Origin of the sequence: Rhodococcus sp. NBC_00297 (genome assembly GCF_036173065.1) — a bacterium.
Classification (GTDB): domain Bacteria; phylum Actinomycetota; class Actinomycetes; order Mycobacteriales; family Mycobacteriaceae; genus Rhodococcoides.
Map to the genome: position 1 here is coordinate 206,128 of NZ_CP108041.1, position 23,564 is coordinate 229,691.

21 protein-coding genes are annotated in these 23,564 nt (G+C 69.0%); 9 read left to right on the top strand and 12 right to left on the bottom strand.

Going from position 1 to position 23,564, the window contains the following annotated elements; genetic code table 11:
* Window positions 1-31 precede the first annotated feature (31 nt).
* Both OG947_RS00900 and OG947_RS00905 read left to right on the top strand, forming a co-directional pair.
* The gene (locus OG947_RS00900) at window positions 32-628 is read left to right on the top strand and encodes a hypothetical protein (protein WP_027505318.1); all 597 of its coding nucleotides are present in this window, start codon (window positions 32-34) and stop codon (window positions 626-628) included.
* Entirely contained in the window at window positions 628-1,206 is a 579-nt protein-coding gene (locus OG947_RS00905; RefSeq protein ID WP_037185388.1) for a hypothetical protein, read from the top strand. Before OG947_RS00900 ends, OG947_RS00905 begins: the two co-directional genes overlap by 1 nt.
* A gap of 3 nt (window positions 1,207-1,209) precedes the next feature.
* Here OG947_RS00905 and OG947_RS00910 read toward each other — a convergent pair whose 3' ends face one another.
* The 3 genes from OG947_RS00910 to OG947_RS00920 form a co-directional block, all read right to left on the bottom strand.
* Window positions 1,210-2,439 (bottom strand): SPFH domain-containing protein, encoded by a 1,230-nt coding sequence (locus OG947_RS00910; protein ID WP_051613228.1) that lies wholly within the window; start codon window positions 2,437-2,439, stop codon window positions 1,210-1,212.
* Window positions 2,440-2,871: an NfeD family protein gene (locus tag OG947_RS00915; RefSeq protein ID WP_027505316.1), complete on the bottom strand. Its 432-nt coding sequence runs from the start codon at window positions 2,869-2,871 to the stop codon at window positions 2,440-2,442.
* 63 nt (window positions 2,872-2,934) lie between these two features.
* Window positions 2,935-3,783: a DUF3097 domain-containing protein gene (locus OG947_RS00920; RefSeq protein ID WP_328812923.1), complete on the bottom strand. Its 849-nt coding sequence runs from the start codon at window positions 3,781-3,783 to the stop codon at window positions 2,935-2,937.
* Window positions 3,784-3,916: 133 nt separating this feature from the next.
* Between OG947_RS00920 and OG947_RS00925 the strand changes: the two genes are divergently transcribed.
* Window positions 3,917-4,738: a hypothetical protein gene (locus tag OG947_RS00925; RefSeq protein WP_222649005.1), complete on the top strand. Its 822-nt coding sequence runs from the start codon at window positions 3,917-3,919 to the stop codon at window positions 4,736-4,738.
* A 105-nt stretch (window positions 4,739-4,843) separates the two neighbouring features.
* Here the strand turns inward: OG947_RS00925 and OG947_RS00930 are convergent, their stop codons facing one another.
* The 8 genes from OG947_RS00930 to OG947_RS00965 form a co-directional block, all read right to left on the bottom strand.
* The gene (locus OG947_RS00930; RefSeq protein WP_328812924.1) at window positions 4,844-5,896 is read right to left on the bottom strand and encodes a ferrochelatase; all 1,053 of its coding nucleotides are present in this window, start codon (window positions 5,894-5,896) and stop codon (window positions 4,844-4,846) included.
* 63 nt (window positions 5,897-5,959) lie between these two features.
* Complete coding sequence (gene inhA / locus OG947_RS00935; RefSeq protein WP_328812925.1) at window positions 5,960-6,784, bottom strand: NADH-dependent enoyl-ACP reductase InhA; 825 nt, start codon at window positions 6,782-6,784, stop codon at window positions 5,960-5,962.
* Between the two features lie 68 nt (window positions 6,785-6,852).
* Window positions 6,853-7,611, bottom strand: a complete 759-nt coding sequence (fabG1, locus tag OG947_RS00940; protein ID WP_037185384.1) for a 3-oxoacyl-ACP reductase FabG1 — start codon at window positions 7,609-7,611, stop codon at window positions 6,853-6,855.
* Between the two features lie 108 nt (window positions 7,612-7,719).
* A complete protein-coding gene (locus tag OG947_RS00945) occupies window positions 7,720-8,715 on the bottom strand; it encodes a VWA domain-containing protein (protein WP_056444650.1) in 996 nt (331 codons plus the stop codon).
* Window positions 8,712-9,722 carry a DUF58 domain-containing protein gene (locus OG947_RS00950; RefSeq protein WP_442973080.1) on the bottom strand — a complete coding sequence of 337 codons (1,011 nt, stop codon included), beginning with the start codon at window positions 9,720-9,722 and terminating at the stop codon, window positions 8,712-8,714. Before OG947_RS00950 ends, OG947_RS00945 begins: the two co-directional genes overlap by 4 nt.
* The gene (locus OG947_RS00955) at window positions 9,719-10,951 is read right to left on the bottom strand and encodes an AAA family ATPase (protein ID WP_222645236.1); all 1,233 of its coding nucleotides are present in this window, start codon (window positions 10,949-10,951) and stop codon (window positions 9,719-9,721) included. The genes OG947_RS00950 and OG947_RS00955 overlap by 4 nt, the downstream gene beginning before the upstream one ends.
* A gap of 95 nt (window positions 10,952-11,046) precedes the next feature.
* Window positions 11,047-12,645, bottom strand: a complete 1,599-nt coding sequence (locus OG947_RS00960) for an NlpC/P60 family protein (protein WP_442973081.1) — start codon at window positions 12,643-12,645, stop codon at window positions 11,047-11,049.
* Between the two features lie 288 nt (window positions 12,646-12,933).
* Complete coding sequence (locus OG947_RS00965; RefSeq protein WP_328812928.1) at window positions 12,934-13,503, bottom strand: Rv1476 family membrane protein; 570 nt, start codon at window positions 13,501-13,503, stop codon at window positions 12,934-12,936.
* Window positions 13,504-13,882: 379 nt separating this feature from the next.
* Here OG947_RS00965 and OG947_RS00970 point away from each other — a divergent pair, with 379 nt between their 5' ends.
* Together OG947_RS00970 and OG947_RS00975 are read left to right on the top strand one after the other, a co-directional pair.
* The gene (locus OG947_RS00970; protein ID WP_328812929.1) at window positions 13,883-16,687 is read left to right on the top strand and encodes an aconitate hydratase; all 2,805 of its coding nucleotides are present in this window, start codon (window positions 13,883-13,885) and stop codon (window positions 16,685-16,687) included.
* 134 nt (window positions 16,688-16,821) lie between these two features.
* Window positions 16,822-17,391: a TetR/AcrR family transcriptional regulator gene (locus OG947_RS00975; protein WP_027505306.1), complete on the top strand. Its 570-nt coding sequence runs from the start codon at window positions 16,822-16,824 to the stop codon at window positions 17,389-17,391.
* Between the two features lie 6 nt (window positions 17,392-17,397).
* Here OG947_RS00975 and OG947_RS00980 read toward each other — a convergent pair whose 3' ends face one another.
* The gene (locus OG947_RS00980; RefSeq protein ID WP_027505305.1) at window positions 17,398-19,029 is read right to left on the bottom strand and encodes an ABC-F family ATP-binding cassette domain-containing protein; all 1,632 of its coding nucleotides are present in this window, start codon (window positions 19,027-19,029) and stop codon (window positions 17,398-17,400) included.
* Between the two features lie 140 nt (window positions 19,030-19,169).
* Between OG947_RS00980 and OG947_RS00985 the strand changes: the two genes are divergently transcribed.
* From OG947_RS00985 to OG947_RS01000, 4 genes are all read left to right on the top strand, one after another.
* Window positions 19,170-19,940 carry an SDR family oxidoreductase gene (locus tag OG947_RS00985; RefSeq protein WP_027505304.1) on the top strand — a complete coding sequence of 257 codons (771 nt, stop codon included), beginning with the start codon at window positions 19,170-19,172 and terminating at the stop codon, window positions 19,938-19,940.
* The gene (locus tag OG947_RS00990) at window positions 19,937-21,064 is read left to right on the top strand and encodes a lycopene cyclase family protein (RefSeq protein ID WP_442973114.1); all 1,128 of its coding nucleotides are present in this window, start codon (window positions 19,937-19,939) and stop codon (window positions 21,062-21,064) included. Before OG947_RS00985 ends, OG947_RS00990 begins: the two co-directional genes overlap by 4 nt.
* Before the next feature lie 43 nt (window positions 21,065-21,107).
* The gene (gene ku / locus OG947_RS00995; RefSeq protein WP_328812931.1) at window positions 21,108-22,130 is read left to right on the top strand and encodes a non-homologous end joining protein Ku; all 1,023 of its coding nucleotides are present in this window, start codon (window positions 21,108-21,110) and stop codon (window positions 22,128-22,130) included.
* A gap of 183 nt (window positions 22,131-22,313) precedes the next feature.
* A complete protein-coding gene (locus tag OG947_RS01000; protein WP_328812933.1) occupies window positions 22,314-23,564 on the top strand; it encodes an SDR family oxidoreductase in 1,251 nt (416 codons plus the stop codon).

Genomic DNA, 23,564 nt, shown 5'->3' on the forward strand with positions numbered 1-23,564 from the left:
TTCCGGCTGATCAAGCTTCTAGGGTTGATCGATGTTCGTTCTGACCGTGGACCAACGCGGAAGTCGACGCGACATCGATCGCGTCGCCGACATCCTCGACCGAGCCACCGACCTGGTGCGCCCGTTCGAACGCACGGCCGGCGACGAGGTCCAGGGTGTGGCGGACGACGCGTCGGTGGCACTCGACCTCGCCCTCGACTTCCTCGAGGACGGGCACTGGAGCGTCGGGATCGGGGTGGGGGCCGTGGAGGATCCGTTGCCACGCTCCACCAGAGCGGGTCGGGGCCCGGCGTTCGAAGCCGCGCGGGACGCCGTCGACAGCGCCAAGAACGCCGTCGCCCACATCGCGGTCCGCGGCGGTGACGCCGAGTCCGCCGGCGATGCCGACGCCGTGGTGGCACTGCTCGCACTGCTCCTGGTCCGGCGCACCGAGCAGGGCCGCGCCGCGGTCGACAGTGTCCGCAGGCTCGGATCGCAGACCGCCGTCGCCGAGGAACTGTCCATCACACCGCAGGCCGTGTCCCAACGACTGGCCGTCGCGGGGTGGCAGGCCGAGCGTGCAGCACGACCGGTCGTGGCGCGGATGCTCGCGCTCGCCGATCTGCGCGCACGCGGAACGGACGCCTGATGGCGACCACCCTCGCGCTGCTCGCACTCGCGCTCTCCGCCGGAGCAGCACTGCTTCCCGCCCGACCGGTGCCGACGATCCCACCGACGGCTGCGCCGGGACGCCGCGTCCGGTGGCTGCCGCCGCTGCGCTGGTGGATTCCGGCACTCCTGTCCGCCGGGATGCTCGCACTGGCGGGTCTCGCCGCCGCGATCGCCGGCGCACCGGTCACCGGGCCACCACTCGTCGTCGCGATGGTCCTGGTCGTCGCGGTCGCCGTCACCGGCGGCACCGTCGTCGTTCCCGCGGTCTTCCATCTCGCGCGCCGACGGCCCGAGCCCGGAGACGGCGATGCCGACGACGAGCGCCCCGTCCTGCGTGGGGGGCTCGTCATCGGCACACTCGAACGCATCGCCGTCGTGGTCGCGGTGCTCACGGGGTGGCCCGAGGGCATCGCCGTGGTGCTCGCGGTGAAGGGACTCGCACGCTACCCCGAACTCCGTGATCCGCGGGCGTCCGAGTACTTCATCATCGGCACCTTCACCAGCGTGCTCTGGGCACTCGCCGCGGGCGGCATCGGCGCGGGTCTGGCTGCCTGACCGTCAGCGGTCCAGTTCGCGCGGTGCGTCGTCGCCCGACCCGGACCCGTCCGGCGTGGAGGCCTCGACGGCCTTTGCGGGCTCCGGAGCCGAGTCCCGCGCCGGGTTGGGTGCGGCGGCCAACGACGTGTCGACAGGCTTGCGTGCCACGGCCTCGGCGTCGGCCACCGCCCGAGCGATGGCCGGGTCCGTCTTCGTGTCGAACCAGTCGGCCACTTCCGCGGAGTCGTCCTCCGGCTTGGAGTGCGTCTCGCCCTGGTCGCTGGGCTCGAAACGGAAGACGCCGTCGTCGCCCGGCGCACCGAGATTCTTGGCGAAGCCCTTCAGGGCATCACCGAAGTCGGACGGCACCACCCACATCTTGTTCGCATCACCCTGCGCCATCTTCGGCAGCGTCTGCAGGTACTGGTACGCGAGCAACTCGGGCGTCGGCTTGCCGGCCTTGATAGCCTCGAACACCTTCTCGATGGCCTTCGCCTCACCCTGTGCGTTGAGGTACTTGGCCGCCCGCTCACCCTGCGCACGGAGGATGCGGGACTGACGCTCACCCTCGGCGGAGAGAATGGCGGCCTGCTTGGCGCCCTCCGCGGACAGGATCTGCGACTGCTTGTCACCCTCGGCCGTCTTGATGGACGACTCACGGTGTCCCTCGGCCGTGAGGATGGTGGCGCGCTTCTCGCGGTCCGCCTTCATCTGCTTCTCCATCGACTCCTGGATGGAGGGCGGCGGATCGATGCTCTTGAGCTCCACTCGGGCGACACGCAGGCCCCATCGCCCGGTGGCCTCGTCCAACACTCCGCGGAGCTGGCCGTTGATGGAGTCACGCGAGGTGAGCGTCTCCTCCAGGGTCATACCGCCGACCACGTTGCGAAGCGTCGTCGTGGTGAGCTGCTCGACACCGACGATGTAGTTGCTGATCTCGTAGACCGCGGCCTGCGGGGTGGTGACCTGGAAGTACACGACGGTGTCGATGGACACCGTCAGGTTGTCCTGCGTGATCACCGGCTGCGGTGGGAAGGACACGACGCGCTCACGCAGGTCGACCTTCGCTCGGACACGGTCGACGAACGGCACGAGGAACGTGAGCTGCCCGGAGACCGTCTTCGAGTATCGGCCCAGACGCTCGATCACCGCGGCCTCGGCCTGCGGCACGAGCGTCACCGACTTCGCCACCACCACGGCGACGAACAGCACCACCACGGCAAGGGCGATCAAGGCGGCATAGTCACCCATCTAGGGTCCTTTCCACACGACGGCCGTGGCGCCGTCGATCTTCATCACGGTCACGGTCGTTCCGGCCGCGTACACCTCGGTGGGATCGAGCGGACGAGCCGTCCACACGTCACCGTCCAGCCGCACCGTGCCGGAGTGCTGATCGATGGCATCGAGCACCTGCGCGGATCGCCCGGTGAGCGCGGCGATCCCGGTGGGGGTCGGCGGGGGCGTCGAGAACCGGCGGGTCAGCACCGGTCGGACACCCAGGATGAGGGCTCCGGACAGGATCGCGAACACGATCGCGTCGCCCCACACGGGGAAGTCGGTCAGCGCCGAGATGCCCGCGGTACCCAGGGCCCCGCCGGCCAGCATGAGAAGGAAGAAATCTCCGGACAGCGCTTCACCCGCAGCGAGAATCACCGCTCCGACGAGCCACAGAAGTGCAACCACGAACTCCACAGTAGCGACGAACGACGAGCCCGTGGGGTGCGCGCGACCGTCGTGGGGAGATCGTTACCGACCTGTCTCCCCGTTCTCGTCACCCAGGGTGACGAAGTCGACGAGGCGCTCCACCGCGCCGATGAGCGGCGCCTCGAGATCGCGAAAACTGGACACCGCACCGTAGACCCGGCGCCACCCGTCCTGCGATGTGCCCCAACCCAACTCGCGGCAGATGCCGGTCTTCCAGTCGGTGCCGCGCGGGATCCGTGGCCATGCCTCGATGCCCACCGCGGCGGGCTTCACCGCCTCCCACACATCGATGTAGGGGTGTCCCGTGACCGTCACGTACGGGCCGAGCGACCGCGTCAGGCGGTCCTCCTTCGAACCGTCGACGAGGTGGTCGACGAGAACCCCCACCCTGCGTCCCGGCCCGGGTCCGAACTCCTGCAACCGCTCTGCCAGGTTGTCCAGTCCCTCGAGATGCTCGACGACCACACCCTCGACCCGCAGGTCGTGGCCCCAGACCCGTTCGACGATGGCGGCGTCGTGAATGCCCTCCACCCAGATACGGCTGGGCAGAGCCACTTTCGCTCGTACGTTCTCCACCCGCGTCGACCCGGAGGCCGAGCGGGTCGGAGCGACGGCACGGGTCGGCGCCGGACGCGTCAGCGTCACCGGGCTTCCGTCGACGAGGAAGGCGGCCTCGCGCATCGCGAAGAGCCTCCGTACGCCTCGGCCGTCCTCGAGCCGAACGAAGTCACCGTCGTACGTGCGCTCGAAACCCACCACGGCGCCGCAGAATCCGGTCGCCGCGTCCTCGACCACCACGTCCCGTTCGGCCGCCATCGTCGGGACCACGCGTCGCGCTCGCCTCGCGTGCCCGGCGAAGATGTCGCCGCCGTACCGGTTGTCCGCTGTCATCGTCTTCCCTCGCCCTCCGCGCTCACTCCCGGGACAGGACTGTCGGGTCACCGGGCCGTCCCACGGTATCGGCGCCGCGCACTCCCCGACCGCAGCCACGCCGGTCGCCTCCGACGCCGCCTATGATCGGACGGTGTCGTCCCCATCCTCGAGCCTCGCCATCTGGTGCGGCGCCTGGCTCGCCGGAGCCGCGCCGCCCGACGACGTGATCGATGCCCTCACCGAGTGGGCACCGTTGGCCCTCGTCGTCGCCGCCGATCCCGAGACAGCCGAGCGGCACGACCTCCCGTGGCCCACTCCTCGTGACGTCGGCATCGCCCAGTTGCTCCGAGTCGTCCGCGCCGCGGCGCCCGTCGGCGACCGCGAGGTGACCGTCGACATGGTTCTTCCCGCCCCCGGTGACGTCGCCGGGCTGCCGACCGACTCCGCGTTCTCGGCAGCCGCCGTGCTCGCGGGCGAAGGCGTCGTCATCGGAGTGCCGGGTCAGCCGGGTGTCGGACTCGTCCCCACCGACGAGGGCCCCGACGTCATGCGGTGGACGGTGTTCACCGTCACCGTGCCGGTCACCTACCAGGAGCTGGCGCTCGGGGAGATCGAGTACTCGATGCGGGACACCGTCCGGAGTGCGGCCGAGGCCCTCACCGCGGTGCAGACGGTCGACACCGGCCGTTCCGGCGGCGACCCGCACACGATGATCGCCGAGCGCCTCGCCATCGCGAGCCGCCATCGCTACCCGCCGCTCCCCGAACGCACCACCCGAGTTCTCGACACGGCCGACCGGGTGGACGCCATCCTCGCGGCCGCGCAGACGTCGGCGCCCTCGGAGGCACCCAGCAGCAGCGGTGCCGAGGCCCGCGAGGCCGTGCTCCGACCGTTGCGTCGCGCCGTGCGCGCCGCGCGACGTGCCGCCGTGCGCGCCGCCGTGGACGGGTACCTGTCGCCCGATCGCCGCTAGCGGTACCCCCCTCGCGCGAGTACGTCCGTAGTGTCGCGATCCATGCCCGGATCACGGCACTTTCGGCGTACTCGCGGGTGGGTGGTTCCCGGGATGTTCGAGCTGTCAGGCCGGGCGGCGACGCACCGGGGGCTCGCAGCAGCCGGGATTGCACGGCGTTCCGTCGACGGTCGTCCCGAAGGCGGGCTCGGAACCCAGACGCAGCGGTGCGGTGCTCGCGGTGCGTTCCTCGACCAGCGTCCGCACGAGCCGGGCAAATCGGGGGTCCGCACCCGGCGTGCCTGCGCGCTCGAGAGCGATGCCCAGTTCCTGCGCCTTCTCGACGGCCTCGGTGTCCAGGTCCCACACCACCTCGAGGTGATCCGAGACGAACCCGACCGGGCAGATCACCACGGCGTCGACGCCCGTCTCCGCCAGGGCCTCGAGGTGATCGCAGATGTCGGGATCCAGCCACGGGATCTGCGGCGGTCCCGACCGGGACTGCCACACGACGTCGAACTCGTCGACACCTGCTGCGGCGGCGCACAATCGGGACGCCTCGGTGACCTGACGGCTGTAGAGGTGGCCGCCCGCCGACGGCGGACCCGCGGCCTCGTCCGCCGAGACGGGCACCGAGTGCGCCGTGAAGACCACGCGAGCACCGGCCCGGCGATCCGCCGGAAGCCTGCCGATCGCCGCGCGGATCGCGTCGGCGAAGGCATCCACCATGAGCGGATGGTCGTAGTACTGCCGCAGCTTGGTGAGCTGCGGAGCGCCCTCCCCCACGGCGGCACGGGCGCGGGCGATGTCTTCGTGGTACTGCCGACAGCCCGAGTACCCGCCCCAGGCCGAGGTGGGGAACACCAGCGCGTTGCGCACGCCGTCGGCCTGCATCGCGGCGACGGTGTCCTCCGCCATGGGATGCCAATTGCGGTTACCGAAGTACACCGGCAGATCGATGCCCGTGAGCGCGAACTCGGTCTCGACCGCGGCGATGATCTCGCGGTTGAGTCGGTTGATCGGCGAGACCCCACCGAAGTGGTGGTAGTGCTCGGCGACGGCATCGAGGCGTTCGGGCGGGATTCCGCGGCCACGGGTGACGTTCTCCAGGAACGGCCGCACCTCGTCCGGCCCCTCGGGCCCACCGAAGGACAGCAGCAGAAGCGCGTCGTAGGTCATGACGCCATTGTGCCGGAACCCGTTTCGGTGGACCCGAGAGGATGCTCGGATCGAGGCGAGATGTCAGAGATTCTCGGGCAGCCAGGTGTTGTGGCTCGCGCCGCCGTCGACGTAGACGATCGACCCGGTGGTCGCCGGCAGCCAGTCCGACAGCAGCGCGCAGATCGACTTGGCCACGGCCGTCGGGTCGTTGAAGTTCCAGCCGATCGGGGACGCACCGTTCCAGTACTCGTTGAGCTGGTTCATCTTGTCCGCGTCACCCGTCGCGGTACCCGCGATGGCCTTGGCGGCGAGCGTCTTGATCGGGCCCGCGGCGACCAGGTTGGAACGGACCTTCTTGGCCTCGCCGACCTCGCGGGCGACGTAGCGGTTGACCGACTCGAGCGCAGCCTTCGCCACGCCCATCCAGTTGTAGAACGGCATCGCCGTGCGCGGATCGAAGTCCATGCCGACGATCGATCCACCCTCGTTCATGACGGGGAGCACGGCGCGTGCGAGCGAGGCGTAGGACCAGGCAGAGATCTGGAACGCGGCGGAGGCGTCGGGACCCGGTCCCTCCAGGAACGGCTTGGACCCCGGGCCCATCAGGGTGCGCGGAGCGAACGCGATGGAGTGCAGAACGCCGTCGATGCCCTCCGGAGCGACCTCGGAGATGCGACCGGCGAGTGCGGCGAGATGCTCCTCGTTCGTCGCGTCCAGCTCAATCGCCGGCGGCACGGGCTCCGGCAGTCGCTGGGCGATCCTGTCGATCAGTCGCAGCCGGTCGAACCCGGTGATGACGACCTTGGCGCCCTGCTCCTGCGCGACCTTGGCCGCGTGGAACGCGATGGACGCGTCGGTGATGATCCCGGTGATCAGGATGGTCTTGCCTTCGAGCAGTCCGCCCATGTGCGTGTGCCTTTCGTGTGAAGTCTGGTGTGCCCGAGTCGATCGGGCAGGAGTCGGGACGAGGTGGGCTAGTGGCCCATGCCCATACCGCCGTCGACCGGGATGATCGCGCCGGAGACGTAGCTCGAATCGGGTGACGCGAGGAAGCTCACCACCGCGGCGACGTCCTCGGGAGTACCGAGTCGCTTGAGCGGGATGTACTCGCGCGCGGTGTCCCGGAGTTTGTCGTCGAGCTCGGCCGTCATGTCGGTCTCGATGAACCCGGGTGCCACGACGTTCGCGGTGATCGAACGCGAGCCCAGCTCACGGGTGAGCGAGCGCGCCATGCCGACGACACCCGCCTTGGAGGACGCGTAGTTGATCTGGCCGGGTCCGCCGGCCTGACCGACGACGGAACCGAGGAAGACGAACCGTCCGAAGCGTGCCCGCAGCATCGAGCGGCTCGCTCGCTTGGCCACCCGGAACGCGCCGGTGAGATTGGCGTCGATGACGGAGGTGAACTGCTCCTCGGTCATCCGCATCAGCAGGGTGTCGTCCGTGATGCCCGCGTTGGCGACGAGCACCTCGACGGGGCCCTGATGCTTCTCCACCTCGGTGAACGCGGCATCGACGGACGCGGTGTCGGTGACATCGCACTGCACCCCGAACAGTCCGTCCGGTGCACCCGAGCTGCGGTGCGTGACCGCGACCTTGTGGCCGTCCGCGGCGAGTCGGCGGGCCACGGCCAGGCCGATGCCCCGATTACCGCCGGTGACGAGCACGGACCGGGAGACGAATCCCCCGCCGGCCGTCGCGTCGGGTGTCGCGGACTCGGGCGCAGAGGACATACGGATGAACCTTCTCTCTCGGGGGTGCTGCTCGCAGCAACGGCCAGTCGGTGGGCGATCACGGACGTCGTCGATCGCCTCGACCCGCGCGTACTTTACCGATGCGTGTCAGGGGACTCGCTGGCGTAGTGACAATGCTGTGACAAGTCCCGCCGACACGAACAGCACTCCGGCGATCAACCAGGGCCGACTCGCGTCACCGCGGGTGGTCTCGTAGCCGATCTGCTCCTCGAGCGTGTCGTACACCTCGGTGAGTTCCTCGAGACTCGACGCCGTGAAGAAGTTGCCACCCGACAGGCGTGCGATCTCCTCGAGCGACGGGTCGTCGACGGGCACCGCGACGCGCTGGGTGTCGCCCTGCTCGTCGGTGATGTCCACCGTGCCGTAACTGGTGCCGAACGAGATGGTGGAGACCGGGATCCCCTTCGTCTCCGCCTCGCGGGCCGCCGTGTACCCACCGCGCGGGTCGTCCGGGTTCTCGGGAACGGTCTGCTTGCCGTCGGACAGCAGCACGATCCGTGCCGGCGGCGCCGCGTCCGATCCACCGAGAACCGCGCCGAGTGTCTCGATCGACTGCATCGCCGTGAAGATGGACTCGCCCGTGGCGGTCCGCTCGGCCAGCTGCAGCCGATCGATGGCCGATTTCGTCGCCTCACGATCGGTGGTCGGTGAGACCAGCACCGATGCCGTGCCCGCGAACGCGACGAGTCCGAGGTTGATGCCGGGAGTCAGGCCGTCGGCGAACTGCTTGCCGGCCTCCTGCGCCGCTGCCAGTCGCGTCGGCTGGACGTCGGTGGCCTCCATCGACAACGACACGTCGATGACCAGCATGACCGTCGCCCGATTACGCGGAACCCGTTGATCGGACGTCGGTCCGGCCAGCGCGACGGTCAGGAAGAGCAGCCCCACGAGCACGAGCGCCGTGGGGACGTGGCGCACCAGTCCGGGGCGCCTCGGTGCGACGCGTTCGAGCAACTCCATGTTGGTGAAGCGCATGGTGTTGCGCTGACGGCGGCGCTGCGCGAGCACGTAGGCCACCACCAGGCCCGCGACCACGAGGAGGAAGAGCAGCCACCAGGGTGACGAGAAATCGGACAGACTCACCGCGTACTCGCTCCCATGCTCGCGCCGTGGCGTCGCCGGGACACGAAGCGGACGACGTCGGCGATCCAGTCGCCGTCCGTCCGCAGGGTGAGCCGAGGCGCGCTGCAGCCACGCAGGATCTTCTCGACGTTCGCGCGGTGCGCCGCAGCGGCGGCCGCGAAGTCCTCCCGCAACCGGGGTGTCGTGCTGAACTCCCGCGTCCGTCCCGTCTCCGGGTCGTGCAACACCACGTCACCGACATCCGGCAGCTCGAGGTCGCGGGGGTCGACGACCTCCACGGCCAGCACGTCGTGGCGCGCCGCCAGGGCGCGGAGCGGACGCTCCCAGTCCGTCGGACCGAGGAAGTCGCTGACGACGACCACCATGCCGCGTCGACGTTCGGGCCGTCGCAGAGCGTCGATGGCGCCGACGAAGTCGCCGCGGGTGCCGTCGGGTGCGTGCGGTGTGGTGGCCACGGTGCGGAGCAGGGACTGGATGTGCGCCCGACCGCCCCGTGCGGGGACCCGGACGACGCGTTCGCCCGTCGCGACGACGGCGCCGATGCGGTTGCCGCCGCCACTGGTCAGATGCGCGATGGCCGACGTGGCCGCGACGGCGAGGTCGCGCTTCTCGCACCCCGCGGTGCCGAAGTCGAGGGAGGCCGACAGGTCGATCGCCATCCACGTCTCGAGCTCGCGGTCCGCGACGCTCTGCCGGACGTGGGGGTGCGTCGTCCTCGCGGTGACGGACCAGTCCATCTGACGTACGTCGTCGCCCGGCTGATAATCGCGTGCATCGCCCGGCTCGGAACCCGGGCCCGGGATGAGGCCCAGATGATCGCCGTGCAGAACGCCGTCGAGGCGCCGACGAACGGTCAGCTCGAGGGTGCGCAGCGCAGCCGACAACCGAGGGTCCTCCAGCGATCCCGAGGCGAAGGACGGGGGCGCACCGCGCAACGACTGCTGCACGGCGGGCGCGCCGAACACCGGATCACCGGGCCGGCCACCCGTGGGTGACGCCATGGTCACCGCGTGGGATCGGTCGCGGGAGTCTGCTTCTGCATCCACGGCGCCGGGCCACCCTGCTGAGGACCGTTCTGCTGGGGGCCACCCTGCTGCGACGGTCCGTCGGGACCGGGCTGCGGGGGTCCGGGCTGGAACTGCTGCGGTCCGCCCGGTCCCGCCTGCTGGGGCCCGTTCTGCTGAGGACCGTTGTGCTGCGGACCGTTGTGCTGGGGAGCCGGCGCCTGCTGCTGGACCGGCTGGGCGCCGACCTGCGGCAGACCCACGGTCTGCAGGATGCGCGTGATGATCTGCTCGGGTGTGATCTCGTCGGCCAGGGCGTCGTACGAGAGCACGAGACGGTGCCGCAACACGTCCGGCACCACGTCGAGGACGTCCTGCGGCACGACGTAGTCCCGTCCACGCAGGAACGCCAGCGCACGGGAGGCACTGATGATGCCGAGGGTCGCACGGGGTGACGCGCCGTAGGCGATCCAGCCGGCCACGTCGTCGAGGCCCACGTCGCGCGGAGTACGGGTGGCGGCGATGACGCGCACGACGTAGTCGACCAGAGCATGGTGGACGAACACGGACGCCGCGACGTTCTGGAGGCGCACCAACTCGACCGGGTCGAGGATCTGCTTGGGCTTCGGTGCCGCGACGCCCATGCGGTAGACGATCTCGCGCTCCTCCTCGACCGTCGGGTAGTCCACGACGATCTTGAACAGGAAGCGGTCGCGCTGCGCCTCGGGAAGGGGGTACACGCCCTCGTTCTCGATGGGGTTCTGCGTCGCCATGACCAGGAACGGATCCGGCATGGGGTACGTGTGACCACCGATGGAGACGTGGCGCTCGGCCATCACCTCGAGGAGAGCCGACTGCACCTTGGCCGGAGCTCGGTTGATCTCGTCCGCGAGCACGAAGTTCGCGACCACCGGGCCGAGCTCGGTGTCGAATTCTTCTTTGCCCTGACGGTAGATGCGCGTACCGATGAGGTCGGTGGGCACCAGGTCGGGCGTGAACTGCACGCGGGAGAACGAGCCCCCGACCACCGTCGCGAACGTCTCCACCGCCAACGTCTTCGCCACACCGGGAACACCCTCGAGCAGGACGTGCCCACGTGCGAGAAGCCCGACGAGGATGCGTTCGACCAGTCGGTCCTGACCGACGATGACGCGTTTGACCTCGTAGACGGCCTTCTCGAGCGTCTGCACGTCCCGAGAGATGTCGGTCGTGTCGGTCTCTCGTGACGTCACCTGTGGAACCACCGCTTTCTACCCGGACTCTGCTGCCGAGCACCACTATTGCAGGTGGCGAGGACACATGGCGTTCTACCTGCTCGGACGGGGTGTCACTCCACCATGCGGACGGCATACGGCGTCATGCCGTCGAAACGGACGGGCGACACCTTCACCACCGATCCCGACTGCGGAGCCTCGAGCATCTTGCCGTCACCGAGGTAGAGGGCGACGTGCTGCGAGGCGCCCGGACCGTAGAAGATCATGTCGCCGCGGCGCATCTGGGACGACGGCACCTGCTTGCCGGCCGTGTACTGGTAGCCGGTGTAGTGCGGGAGCGAGATCCCGAGTCCACCGAAGGCGTACATCATGAGGCCGGAGCAGTCGAAGCCCACCTTGTTGTAGTCGCCGTAGCTGTCGGCGACACCGCCGTCACGGATGCCCTTGGTCGGCCCGTTCTCGTTGCCGCCACCCCACGAGTAGGGGGTGCCCAACACGGACATGCCGCGGTCGATGACGAGTTCGATGGCTGCGGACCCGGTGAGCGACGGATCCTTGGTGGCGGTCCCGCGACCGCCGCCGGACGACGACGTGCTGCCCGACGACGTGCTGCCCGACGACGTGCTTCCCGACGACGAGGTACCCGAGGACGTGCCGCCCGAGGACGAGGTACCGGACGACGTGCCGCCCGACGAGGTGCCGCTCGACGTCGATCCGGTCAGGTCGGTGTGGTCGCGCTCCCCGTCCACCAACGCTGCGGCACGATCGGCGGCGGCCTGGTTCGCGGCCACCCGGGCGGCCGCGGCCACCGCTGCCTCCTGCGCTGCCTGCGCGGCTGCCGCGGCGGCGGCTTCCTCCGCCTGACGCTGCTGGTCCCACTGCGAGTACGCGTCGCGCTGTCCCTCGAGCCCCGCGGCGTCGTTGCGCGCCTGCTCGAGCTCGGCGGAGGCGCTGTCCCGCTGTGCCTCGACGGCCGCCTTCTGCGCTGCCTGCTCCTGCTGTGCGGACACGGCCGCGGCGATGGCCTGTTCCGCCTCGTCCTTCTTCGCGTCCGCTTCCGCGGAGGCACGGTCGGCCTCGATCTTGCTCTGGCGTGCGGTGGAGTCTCGGTTGGCCTCCTCGGTACGCGCCCGCTGCAGGCTGTCCAGGGTGGCGTTCTGCTTGGCGGACAGCATCCGCAGGATCTGCGCGCGATCGAGCACGTCCTGCGGCCCCTGCGCGTCCAGGAGTGAGGAGACACCGGCGGACCCGGTGCCCTTGACGTAGTCGGTGACGGCGAAGGCGTCGAACTTCTTCTGCGCGTCGGAGATCATCTGGCCGGCGTCGCGGAGGGCCTGTTGCGCGATGCCGACGGCCGCGGCGGCGGCGTCGGCGACGGTGCGAGCGTTCTGCAGGTCGACGAGGGCCTTGTTGACGTCCTCGCGCTTGACGGCCACCTGCGCGTCGATCGCGGCGAGTTGCTGGTTGGCCGAGGCGACCTGGTCGATCAGTTGACCGACTCGTCCGAGCTGGTCCCCCACGCGCGCGCCCGCGGTGGCGATGTCGGAGTCGGAGGGATTGGGCGGGGGCGGCGGCACGGCGGACGCGAGACTCGGTGCGAGGAACCCCGTCCCGGACAGCAGCAGCGTCGTCGCGACGACGGCGCCCCCGATCGTGCGACGCAGAGCCCGCGATCGACCGACGTGCCGTCGACCTCCGGAGTATCGCTTCACCTGTTCGTCTCCCTCACGTCCGCAGTGCGGATTCACCCACCGCACGCGTGGGGAGGACACGACGCAGCGTGACAGGATCCCGGACCACAGCCGATAACGGCCGACCCGGGAGCAACGATCAGCCCCTCTGCGACACTTCTTCCCCAAGCAGTGCCATGCGAACCGTACGACACTTCGAACGCTTAAGGAACTCCAGTCACAAATGACACATGTGTCATTCCGCCGACCGCATCCGCGCTGATCAGGACGTTGTCCGAGAAAGATTCGTTGAGACTTTTTTGGGAACGGTCACTGCCCGTCGGGCGTGACGGCCTCTCGATCGGTGACATCTCCCGAACGATGACGGCGTTCGTTCACCCACCAGGTGCCGCCGAGCACGGCGACGACCACGAGAACGAGGCCCAGTGTGATCCCGGTCCACGGTGGGCCGGGCTCGACGAGCACGTCGAGGAAGTTGTCCGCGGACTGCACCGCGTTGCCGGTGTACGCCTGATCCTGACCCGCTTCGAGCGTCACGCGATCGATCGAGTCGCTGAACGTGCCGACCTGTCCCGGACCGATCACGAGGACCGTCCCACCGTCGGTGGCACCGACCGACGTGGCGAGATCGCGGAGCTGCGAATCGAGCGGCGCCGGCGCGTCGAGCACGACGATGCTCAGGTCGATCCCGTGCTCGCCGGCGCGCGCCACGACACCCTCGAGCCCGACGACGTCCTGCCCCGGCGCGGCCACCCCGTCGTTCGCGACGTCGGCGAGGGTCGCCTGCAGGTCGACGAACGTCGGCACCTCGCTGATCATCGGGAGGGCGACCAGCGGCTGATCACTCAGCGGTAGGGCCGGGAGAGGAGAGAGAGACATCGTCCGTCCGTTGTCGTCGATCGCGAGGCGATGCGGTGGATCGCGAGGCGATGATGGTCGAAATGTGTGCGCCGTCGAGCGGGACCCTACGGGACGGGACCGTCGCCGAGTCCGAGGCGCACCGAGGTGCACGGAGGCAGCCCTTCGTTGCGCCCGGAAGGCTGCCGGGGAACGATGAGTGCGCACCACGGTGAGAGCGACACGGCGATTCGGCCACTCGTTCTCACAGGACAAGCGTACTGTTAGAATCGAAACACCGAGACTGCGGCGGCCTCGACGCCACCCGGGTGCACCCTCACCCACGGCGATGTCCGCCCGCTCTCGCCACGCCGTCGACACAGCCCCGTCGACGGCAGCCCAGAAGACGAGTGGAGCTGACGTGACCGCAAGTATCGATTCGTTCGGCGCCAAGGGAACGCTGGAGGTCGGAGAGAACTCGTACGAGATCTTCCGCCTGAAGGCCGTCCCCGGCACCGAGAAGTTGCCCTATGCCCTCAAGGTCCTCGCGGAGAATCTCCTGCGTACCGAGGACGGCGCGAACATCACCAAGGACCACATCGACGCGATCGCCGCGTGGGACCCGTCCGCCGATCCGAGCATCGAGATCCAGTTCACGCCGGCCCGCGTGATCATGCAGGACTTCACCGGCGTCCCCTGCATCGTGGACCTCGCGACCATGCGTGAGGCCGTCACCGCTCTCGGTGGCGACCCGGAGAAGGTCAACCCGCTCGCTCCGGCCGAGATGGTCATCGACCACTCCGTCATCATCGACGTGTTCGGCCGCGCGGACGCCTTCGAGCGCAACGTCGACATCGAGTACCAGCGCAACGGTGAGCGCTACCAGTTCCTGCGGTGGGGCCAGGGTGCGTTCGACGACTTCAAGGTCGTCCCGCCCGGCACCGGCATCGTGCACCAGGTCAACATCGAGCACCTCGCCCGCACCGTCATGGTGCGGGGCGGTCAGGCCTACCCCGACACGTGTGTCGGCACCGATTCGCACACCACGATGGTCAACGGCCTCGGCGTGCTCGGCTGGGGCGTCGGCGGCATCGAGGCCGAGGCTGCCATGCTCGGCCAGCCCGTCTCCATGCTCATCCCCCGTGTCGTGGGCTTCAAGCTCAGCGGCGAGATCAAGCCCGGCGTCACCGCGACCGACGTCGTGCTCACCGTCACCGACATGCTGCGCAAGCACGGCGTCGTCGGCAAGTTCGTCGAGTTCTACGGCGAGGGTGTGGCCGAGGTCCCCCTGGCCAACCGCGCGACGCTCGGCAACATGAGCCCCGAGTTCGGTTCCACCGCGGCGATCTTCCCGATCGACTCGGAGACCGTCGACTACCTGCGCCTGACCGGACGCTCCGACGAGCAGCTCGCGCTCGTCGAGGCGTACGCCAAGGAACAGGGCATGTGGCACGACCCCGAGAACGAGGCGACGTACTCCGAGTACCTCGAGCTCGACCTCGGCGACGTGGTGCCGTCCATCGCCGGACCGAAGCGTCCGCAGGACCGAATCCTGTTGTCGGAGTCCAAGATCGCGTTCCGCAAGGACATCCACAACTACGTGGGTGGCGAGGACGTCGACGCCACCCCGTCGAAGCTGGACGAGGCACTCGACGAGACGTTCCCGGGCTCGGATCCGGCCACGCTGTCCTTCGCCGACGACGATGCGGCTCCGCTGCACTCCGCCGCCGGCAACGCCGAGGGTCGCCCGACCAACCCGGTGCGCGTCGACTCGGACGAGCAGGGCTCGTTCGTCCTCGACCACGGCGCCGTCGCCATCGCGTCGATCACCTCGTGCACCAACACCTCGAACCCGTCGGTCATGCTCGGCGCTGCCCTGCTGGCCAAGAAGGCCGTCGACAAGGGTCTGACCAGCAAGCCGTGGGTCAAGACCTCGATGGCGCCGGGCTCACAGGTGGTCACCGACTACTACGACAAGGCCGGCATGTGGCCGTACCTGGAGAAGCTCGGCTTCTTCCTCGTCGGATACGGCTGCGCCACGTGCATCGGTAACTCGGGACCGCTCGATCTCAAGATCTCCGAGGCCATCCAGGACAACGACCTCACGGTCACCGCGGTCCTGTCCGGTAACCGCAACTTCGAGGGTCGCATCTCCCCCGACGTGAAGATGAACTACCTGGCGTCCCCGCCGCTCGTCATCGCCTACGCGCTGGCCGGCACCATGGACTTCGACTTCGAGCACGACGCACTCGGTCAGGACAACGAGGGCAACGACGTCTTCCTGAAGGACATCTGGCCCTCGCCCAAGGAGATCCAGGACACGATCGACTCGTCCATCTCCAAGGAGATGTACACCAAGGGCTACGCCGACGTCTTCAAGGGCGACGAACGCTGGCGCGGACTGCCCACCCCGGACGGCAAGACGTTCGAGTGGGACCCGCAGTCGACCTACGTGCGGAAGCCCCCGTACTTCGACGGCATGCCCAAGGACCCGGAGGCCGTCACGGACATCTCCGGTGCGCGCGTGCTTGCGTACCTCGGAGACTCGGTCACCACCGACCACATCTCCCCCGCCGGCAACATCAAGGCAGGAACGCCTGCTGCGCAGTACCTCGACGAGCACGGTGTCGAGCGCAAGGACTACAACTCCTTCGGCTCGCGTCGCGGCAACCACGAGGTCATGATCCGCGGAACGTTCGCGAACATCCGGCTGCGCAACCAGCTCCTCGACGACGTCTCGGGTGGCTACACCCGCGACTTCACGCAGGACGGTGGCCCGCAGTCCTTCATCTACGACGCGTCGCAGAACTACCAGAACGCCGGCATCCCGCTGGTCGTCCTGGGCGGCAAGGAGTACGGCTCCGGATCCTCGCGTGACTGGGCTGCCAAGGGCACCCGCCTGCTCGGCGTCAAGGCCGTCATCACCGAGTCGTTCGAGCGCATCCACCGCTCCAACCTCATCGGCATGGGCGTCGTCCCGCTGCAGTTCCCCGCCGGCGAGTCGGCGGCGTCGCTGAAGCTCGACGGCACCGAGACCTTCGACATCTCGGGCATCACCGAGCTGAACGAGGGCCGCACGCCGAAGACGATGCACGTCACCGCGACGAAGGACGACGGCTCTGCCGTCGAGTTCGACGCCGTGGTCCGCATCGACACCCCCGGCGAGGCGGAGTACTACCGCAACGGCGGCATCCTGCAGTACGTGCTGCGCAACATGATCGGCTGATCACCGCAGTGATCACTGCCCCGTGAGGGGAGCAGAACGCGCACGACCGCGCCGCGATACCGCGTGTATCGCCGGTTCGGTCGTGCGCGTTCTGCGATCAGCACGATGTCCCCAGCACACGACAGGAGCACCGAGTGCCGAAGGTCAGTGACGACCATCTCGCGGCGCGCCGAAGTCAGATCCTCGACGGCGCGCGCCGCTGTTTCGCCGAATACGGTTACGAGGGCGCCACGGTGCGGCGACTCGAGGAGGCCACCTCGCTCTCGCGAGGAGCGATCTTCCACCACTTCAAGGACAAGGACGGGCTGTTCCTCGCGCTCGCCCGCGACGACGCGCGCCGCATGGCCGATGTCGCCGCCGAGCAGGGGCTCGTCCAGGTGATGCGGGACATGCTGGCCGCTCCCGACCAGTTCGACTGGCTCGGTACGCGTCTGGAGATCGCTCGGCGGCTCAAGACCGACGCCGAGTTCCGGGCCGGGTGGTCGGAGCGCTCGGTCGAGCTGCAGGACGCCGTCCTGTCACGTCTCGAGCGTCAGAAGTCTGCGGGCCGACTGCGGGACGACGTGCCCACCGCGGTACTGCTGGGATACCTCGACCTCGTCATGGACGGTCTCGTGACCCGCATCGCGTCGGGCCAGGGCACCGAGAACCTGTCGGCCGTCCTCGACCTGGTCGAGGAGTCGGTCCGTCGCGATCGGCCGTGAGCCGACTCAGGCGAGCGTGATCAGGTCGAGGTAGTCCTGCGACCAGTGGTCCTCGTTGCCGTCCGGCAGGAGGATCACTCGTTCGGGAGACAGTGCCTCGGCCGCACCCGGATCGTGCGTCACCAGCACGACGGCGCCCTTGTAGCTCCGCAGCGCCTCGAGGACCTGCTCACGCGAGATCGGGTCGAGGTTGTTGGTCGGCTCGTCGAGCAGCAGCACGTTGGCCGCCGACGAGACCAGGCCGGCGAGCGCGAGTCGCGTCTTCTCACCGCCGGAGAGAGTGCCGGCCGGCTGTTCGAGCTGCGGGCCGGTGAACATGAACGCACCGAGCAGCGACCGCAGCTCCTGCTCCGGGGTGTCCGGTGCCGCGTGCCGCACGTTCTCCCAGACCGACGCCATGTCGTCGAGGGTGTCGTGTTCCTGGGCGAAGTAGCCGATGCGTAGACCGTGACCGGGCTCGATCTGGCCCGAGTCGCTCTTCTCCGTGCCGGCGAGGATGCGGAGCAGCGTCGTCTTGCCGGCGCCGTTGAGGCCGAGCACCACGACGCGGGAACCGCGGTCGATGGCCAGATCCACACCCGCGAAGATCTCCAGGGACCCGTACATCTTGGTGAGGTTCGACGCCATGAGCGGCGTCTTGCCGCACGGTGCGGGCTCGGGGAAGCGGATGTGTGCCACCCGGTCGGACACGCGTTCCTCGTCGAGGTTCGCCATCAGCTTGTCGGCACGCTTGGCCATGTTCTGGGCGGCCACGGCCTTGGTGGCCTTCGCACCCATCTTGGCGGCCTGCGCGCGCAGAGCGCCGGCCTTCTTCTCCGCGTTGGCACGCTCGCGGCGACGACGCTGCTCGTCCGTCGAGCGCGCGTCGAGGTACTTCTTCCAGTTCATGTTGTAGACGTCCGGCTCGCCGCGGACGGCATCGAGGAACCACACTCGGTTCACGACGTCGTTCAGCAGCTCCACATCGTGACTGATGACGATGAGCCCACCCTCGTGGCTCTGCAGGAAGCCGCGGAGCCAGGTGATGGAATCGGCGTCGAGGTGGTTGGTGGGCTCGTCGAGCAGCAGCGTGGTGGCCGAGCGACCACCACTGCCGTCGGACGCCGCGAACAGGATGCGTGCCAGCTCGACGCGGCGGCGCTGACCGCCGGAGAGGGTGCGTAGGGGCTGCGCCAGGACACGGTCGGGAAGTCCGAGGCTGTTGCAGATGCGCGCCGCTTCGCTCTCGGCCACGTAGCCGCCGAGCGAGGCGAAACGCTCCTCGAGCTCGCCGTATCGGCGGACGGCCTTGTCGAGGCGATCCTCGTCGGCCACCTCGGCCATGAGCGCCTGCTGCTTCTCCATGTCGTGGAGCAAGGTGTCGAGTCCGCGGGCGGACAGGACGCGGTCCTTGGCCAGCAGGTCGAGGTCGCCCTCCTTGGGGTCCTGCGGCAGGTAACCGATGTCCCCGGTGCGGGTGACCGAGCCGGCGTAGGGCTCGCCCTCTCCTGCCAGAATGCGGAGAGTGGTGGTCTTCCCGGCGCCGTTGCGGCCCACGAGGCCGATGCGGTCGCCGGCCTGCACGCGCAGGGCGGGCCCGGGAGCGGACAGAAGAGTACGCACGCCGGCACGAACCTCCAGGTCGGTGGCGGTGATCACGGTGCGAACTCCTCGATCGTCGTAGTTGTCCGGTGGCAGACCGGGCGCAGCGCGAAGTCGACTGCGCAGCAATCCCTCATTTTAACGCCTCCGCGGGCTCCCACGGTCCACGCAGACGTGACTCCGCTAACGTTCGACGCATGGAGAAGGAACAGGATCTGCAGGGGCGTGTCGCCGTGGTCACCGGCGCGAGCCGCGGAATCGGTCGGGCCATCGCGGCCGACCTCCTCGCTCGCGGCGCCGCCGTGACGGTGACCGCCCGCAAGAAGGAGCAGCTCGACGCCACCGCCGAGGAGTTGCGCGCCGCGGTACCGGGGGCCACCGTGCTCGCCATCGCCGGCAACGCCGGGGACGAGGAGTCCCGCCGCGAGACGGTCGACCGCACGGTCGCCGAGCTCGGCTCACTCGACATTCTGATCAACAACACCGGCATCAATCCGGTGTACGGATCGCTGATGGAGGCCGATCTGGCCGGCGTCCGCAAGATCTTCGAGGTCAACGTCGTCGCAACACTCGGCTTCATCCAGGAGGCGCACCGAGCGTGGATGGGCGAGCACGGCGGCTCGGTCGTGAACCTCGCCAGCGTGGCGGGAATCCGATCCACCGGAGTCATCGCCGCGTACGGCTCGTCCAAGGCGGCGCTCATCCGGCTGACCGAGGAGCTCGCGTGGCAGCTCGGACCCTCGATCCGTGTGAACGCGGTGGCCCCGGGCGTCGTCAAGACCAAGTTCGCCGAGGCACTCGTCGCCAATGGCGAGGAGGCGGCGGCCGCCGGCTACCCGATGAAGCGGCTGGGAACGCCCGAGGACGTGGCCTCGCTCGTCGGGTTCCTCGTGTCCGACGCCGCGTCGTGGATCACCGGCGAGACGGTTCGCGTCGACGGCGGACTGCTGGCGACGGGAACGTTCTGACCGACGTCCTCGTCGTCGGCGCCGGCCCGTCCGGCCGCGCGGCGGCACATCGCTGCGCGGCCGCGGGGGCAACGGTGACTCTCGTCGACCCCCGTCCGGATCGTCGATGGATCAACACGTACGGGATGTGGACCGACGAGATTCCGGACTGGGTGCCGGAGTCGACGCGCGCGTCCACGTCCCGCTCCCCCGTCGTGGTCGGCACACGCCGACACGTGGTGGACCGGGAGTACTCGGTGCTCGACACCGGACGGCTGCAGGACGGCCTCACGCTCGACGGAGTGTCGGTGGTCGCGGAGTCCGCGGCGGAGGTCACGCCCACGTCGGTGACCCTGCGGAACGGCACCTCCCTGTCCGGCGGCACGGTGATCGACGCCCGCGGCTCGGCGGTCGGACCCGGCGTTCCCGAGCAGACGGCCCACGGGGTCGTGGTCGACGAGGACACCGCCGCACGTGCCTGCGGCGGCGAGTCCGCGGTGATCATGGACTGGCGGCGGGACAACGGTGCCGACGCGGACGCGGTGCCGTCCTTTCTGTACGTCGTGCCGCTCGGCGGCGGCGCGGTCCTGCTCGAGGAGACCTGCCTGGTCGGCCGGCCCGGCCTCACCTCACCCGAGCTCGCGCGTCGGCTGCTCGCACGACTGGCCGCGCGGGGTGTGACTCTGCGCGGCGACGAGCCCGTCGAGCGGGTGCGCTTCGCGATGCGTCCGCCGACCCGTCCGACGCGCGGGGTCGTCACCACCGGGACGCGGAGTCCGGCTCTGCACACTGCCACCGGGTACAGCGTCGCTGCCTCCCTGCGCCGAGCGGACGTCATCGCGTCGGCCGTGCTGGACGGCGGCGGCGTCGACTCCGCGGGATCGCGGGCGGTCACCCGGCTGCGGTCGGTGGGCGCGGACGCTCTGCTGTCCTTCCCGCCCGATGCCCTCGCGCCGTTCTTCGACCGATTCTTCGAGATGCCGTCGACGCTGCAACGCGCCTATCTGTCGTCGGACGACGACGTCGCCGGCATGTCCCGGGCGATGCTGACGCTGTTCTCGCGGATCGGTTCGTCCGACCGCCGCGTGATCCTCGGAGCGGTCCGTCGGGCGATGTTCTCCGCAGCGGTGGGGACGCGTTCGTGACGGGTGGTGGAAATGTGACCGGGCGTGCCCCAAGATTGGACACATGCGATCGATCTGGAAAGGCTCCATCGCCTTCGGCCTGGTGAACGTCCCGGTCAAGGTGTACACGGCCACCGAGGACCACGACATCAAGTTCCATCAGGTCCACGGCAAGGACGGCGGTCGCATCAAGTACGACCGGAAGTGCTCCGTGTGCGGTGAGTCGGTGCAGTTCGCCGACATCGACAAGGCCTACGAGACCCCCGACGGCGACCGGGTGATCCTGACCGATCAGGACTTCTCGTCGCTGCCCGCCGCCGAGAAGCACGAGATCCCGGTTCTCGAGTTCGTGCCGACCGACCAGATCGATCCGATCCTGTTCGACAAGAGCTACTACCTGGAGCCGGACTCGACGTCCCCGAAGGCGTACGTGCTCCTCCGGGAGACCTTGTCCACGACCGATCGCACCGCACTGGTGCACTTCACGCTGCGACAGAAGACGCGCCTCGCGGCCCTCCGCGTGCACGACGACGTGCTGATGATCCAGACGCTGCTGTGGCCCGACGAGGTGCGGGCCGCCGAGTTCTCCTCGCTCGACGACGTCACCGCGCCCCGCCCCAATGAACTGAAGATGGCGGGGGCACTCGTCGAGAGCATGTCGGGCGACTTCGACCCGTCCGAGTACACCGACGACTACCAGATCGAACTCCGCAAGGTCCTCGACGAGATGATCGAGAACGGCGGCGAGAAGGTGGTGCACGCCGAACCGGAGGACACCGACTCGGGAGAGGACGCCGAGGTCGTCGACCTGGTCGCGGCACTCCAACGCAGCGTCGAGGCGGCGGGCCGGTCCGGCCGTGGTCGTCGCGGCGACACCGACTCGGCATCGACGAAGGACGAGTCGGGGAACGAAGAGTCCGCGACGAAGGCTCCGGCGAAGAAGGCAGCCGCGAAGAAGGCACCGGCCAAGAAGGCGGCGGCGAAGAAAGCGCCCGCCAAGAAGACGGCCGCGAAGAAGGCGGCGGCGAAGAAGGCCGGGAGCGGCACGTCGTCGGGCGACGGGGACCAGCAGCGCAAGGGGGCGTGAGGTCTCACGACCACGGCGTGCGCGTCCGCACGGGCCTCACAATCAAGTGCCCACGGAACCGTATGTCTCACAACGCCAAACGTGGTTGATCACCCCAAGGATGCTTTTACTCTCTCTGGAGAGACACAGCGAGTCGTCCCGGTCACACCGGCGACGGGCGCCGCATCCATCGGGGGAGATCACATGTTCGACGAGTACACGTTCAGCACCGTCGCCAACGACGGGCACCTGGTCAGTCCGGTCGTCGCTCTGACGGGCGACGCGCCGTCGCTGTTGTTCTCGCGAAAGTATGCGGACGTCGCGGCGCTGTCGGCCGGCGACCACGAGCTGCTGCGACCGATCGTCGATCCGAGCACCGCCGAGCAGGTGCGCTCCATGGCGCCGCCCGCCGACGAGATCGCGCTGGTGTTCGGTGCCAACGGCTTCGTCGGAGCGCATCTCGTCGCGGAACTGTCTCTGCGCCCCGGAATCACGACGGTCTACGCCGGTGTCCGATCCGCCGGCGACTCCTCCGCCGCCGAGCGTTTCGAGGAGACCGTCGCCCAGTACTCGATCACCGGGATCGATCTCGCGAAGATCGTCGTCATCGAGGCGGTTCCGACCCGGACGAACTTCGGTCTGGACGAGGACACCTACCTGCGGCTCCGCGGCACCGTCGACCAGGTGTTCAACTCGGCGAGTTCCACCGACTACGACTCCAGCTACCTCGAGTTGCGACAGGACTGGTTCGTCTCCCTGCTGCGCGTCGTCCAGTTCACCCTGGAGGACCGTCGCAAGCACCTCACCTACATGGGGTCGATCGGCGCCTTCATCTACACCAGCCCGGAGGACTTCCTGCGTCCCGATTCCTGGTGGTACTCGGGCTACTGCCAGATGAAGTGGATCAACGGTCAGCTCCTCGGATGGCTCGCACGGGACGGCGTCGCCTCCGTCACCCTGGTCGAGTCGCCTTACGTGCTCGGCAGCACAACCGTCGGCAAGGACCCGGGTCGCGTCTACAGCTTCTGGCGCGCGATCGAGCTGGCGAACAGTGTCGGTGCGATGTGGGACGGACCGGGCATGAACTACGCGCCCGTCGATGTGCTCGCGCGCGTGCTGGCGGACAACGCTCTCGGCGACGGCACGCTCCCCCACCTCGTGCCGTCCAATCCGGTGCCCTACAGCAACGCCGTCCTGGCATCGGCTCTCGGCCTGGACCTCGTGCCGTGGGCGGAGTTCAAGGCGATCGTCGACAGCAAGATCCCGGCGGAGAAGACGGCGTCCCTGCTCGGGTCCGACGTCAACGACCTCATCCGCCGTTCCAACGCACCGTCGCTCATGCCGTCGTCCTTCGACGGATCCTCGTGGGATCACGATGCGCTCTTCGCGCTGTACCTGTCGGTCATCCGGTTCCGCGACGCGACGGCGCGCCGACCCCGACTGGTCACCGCGTGA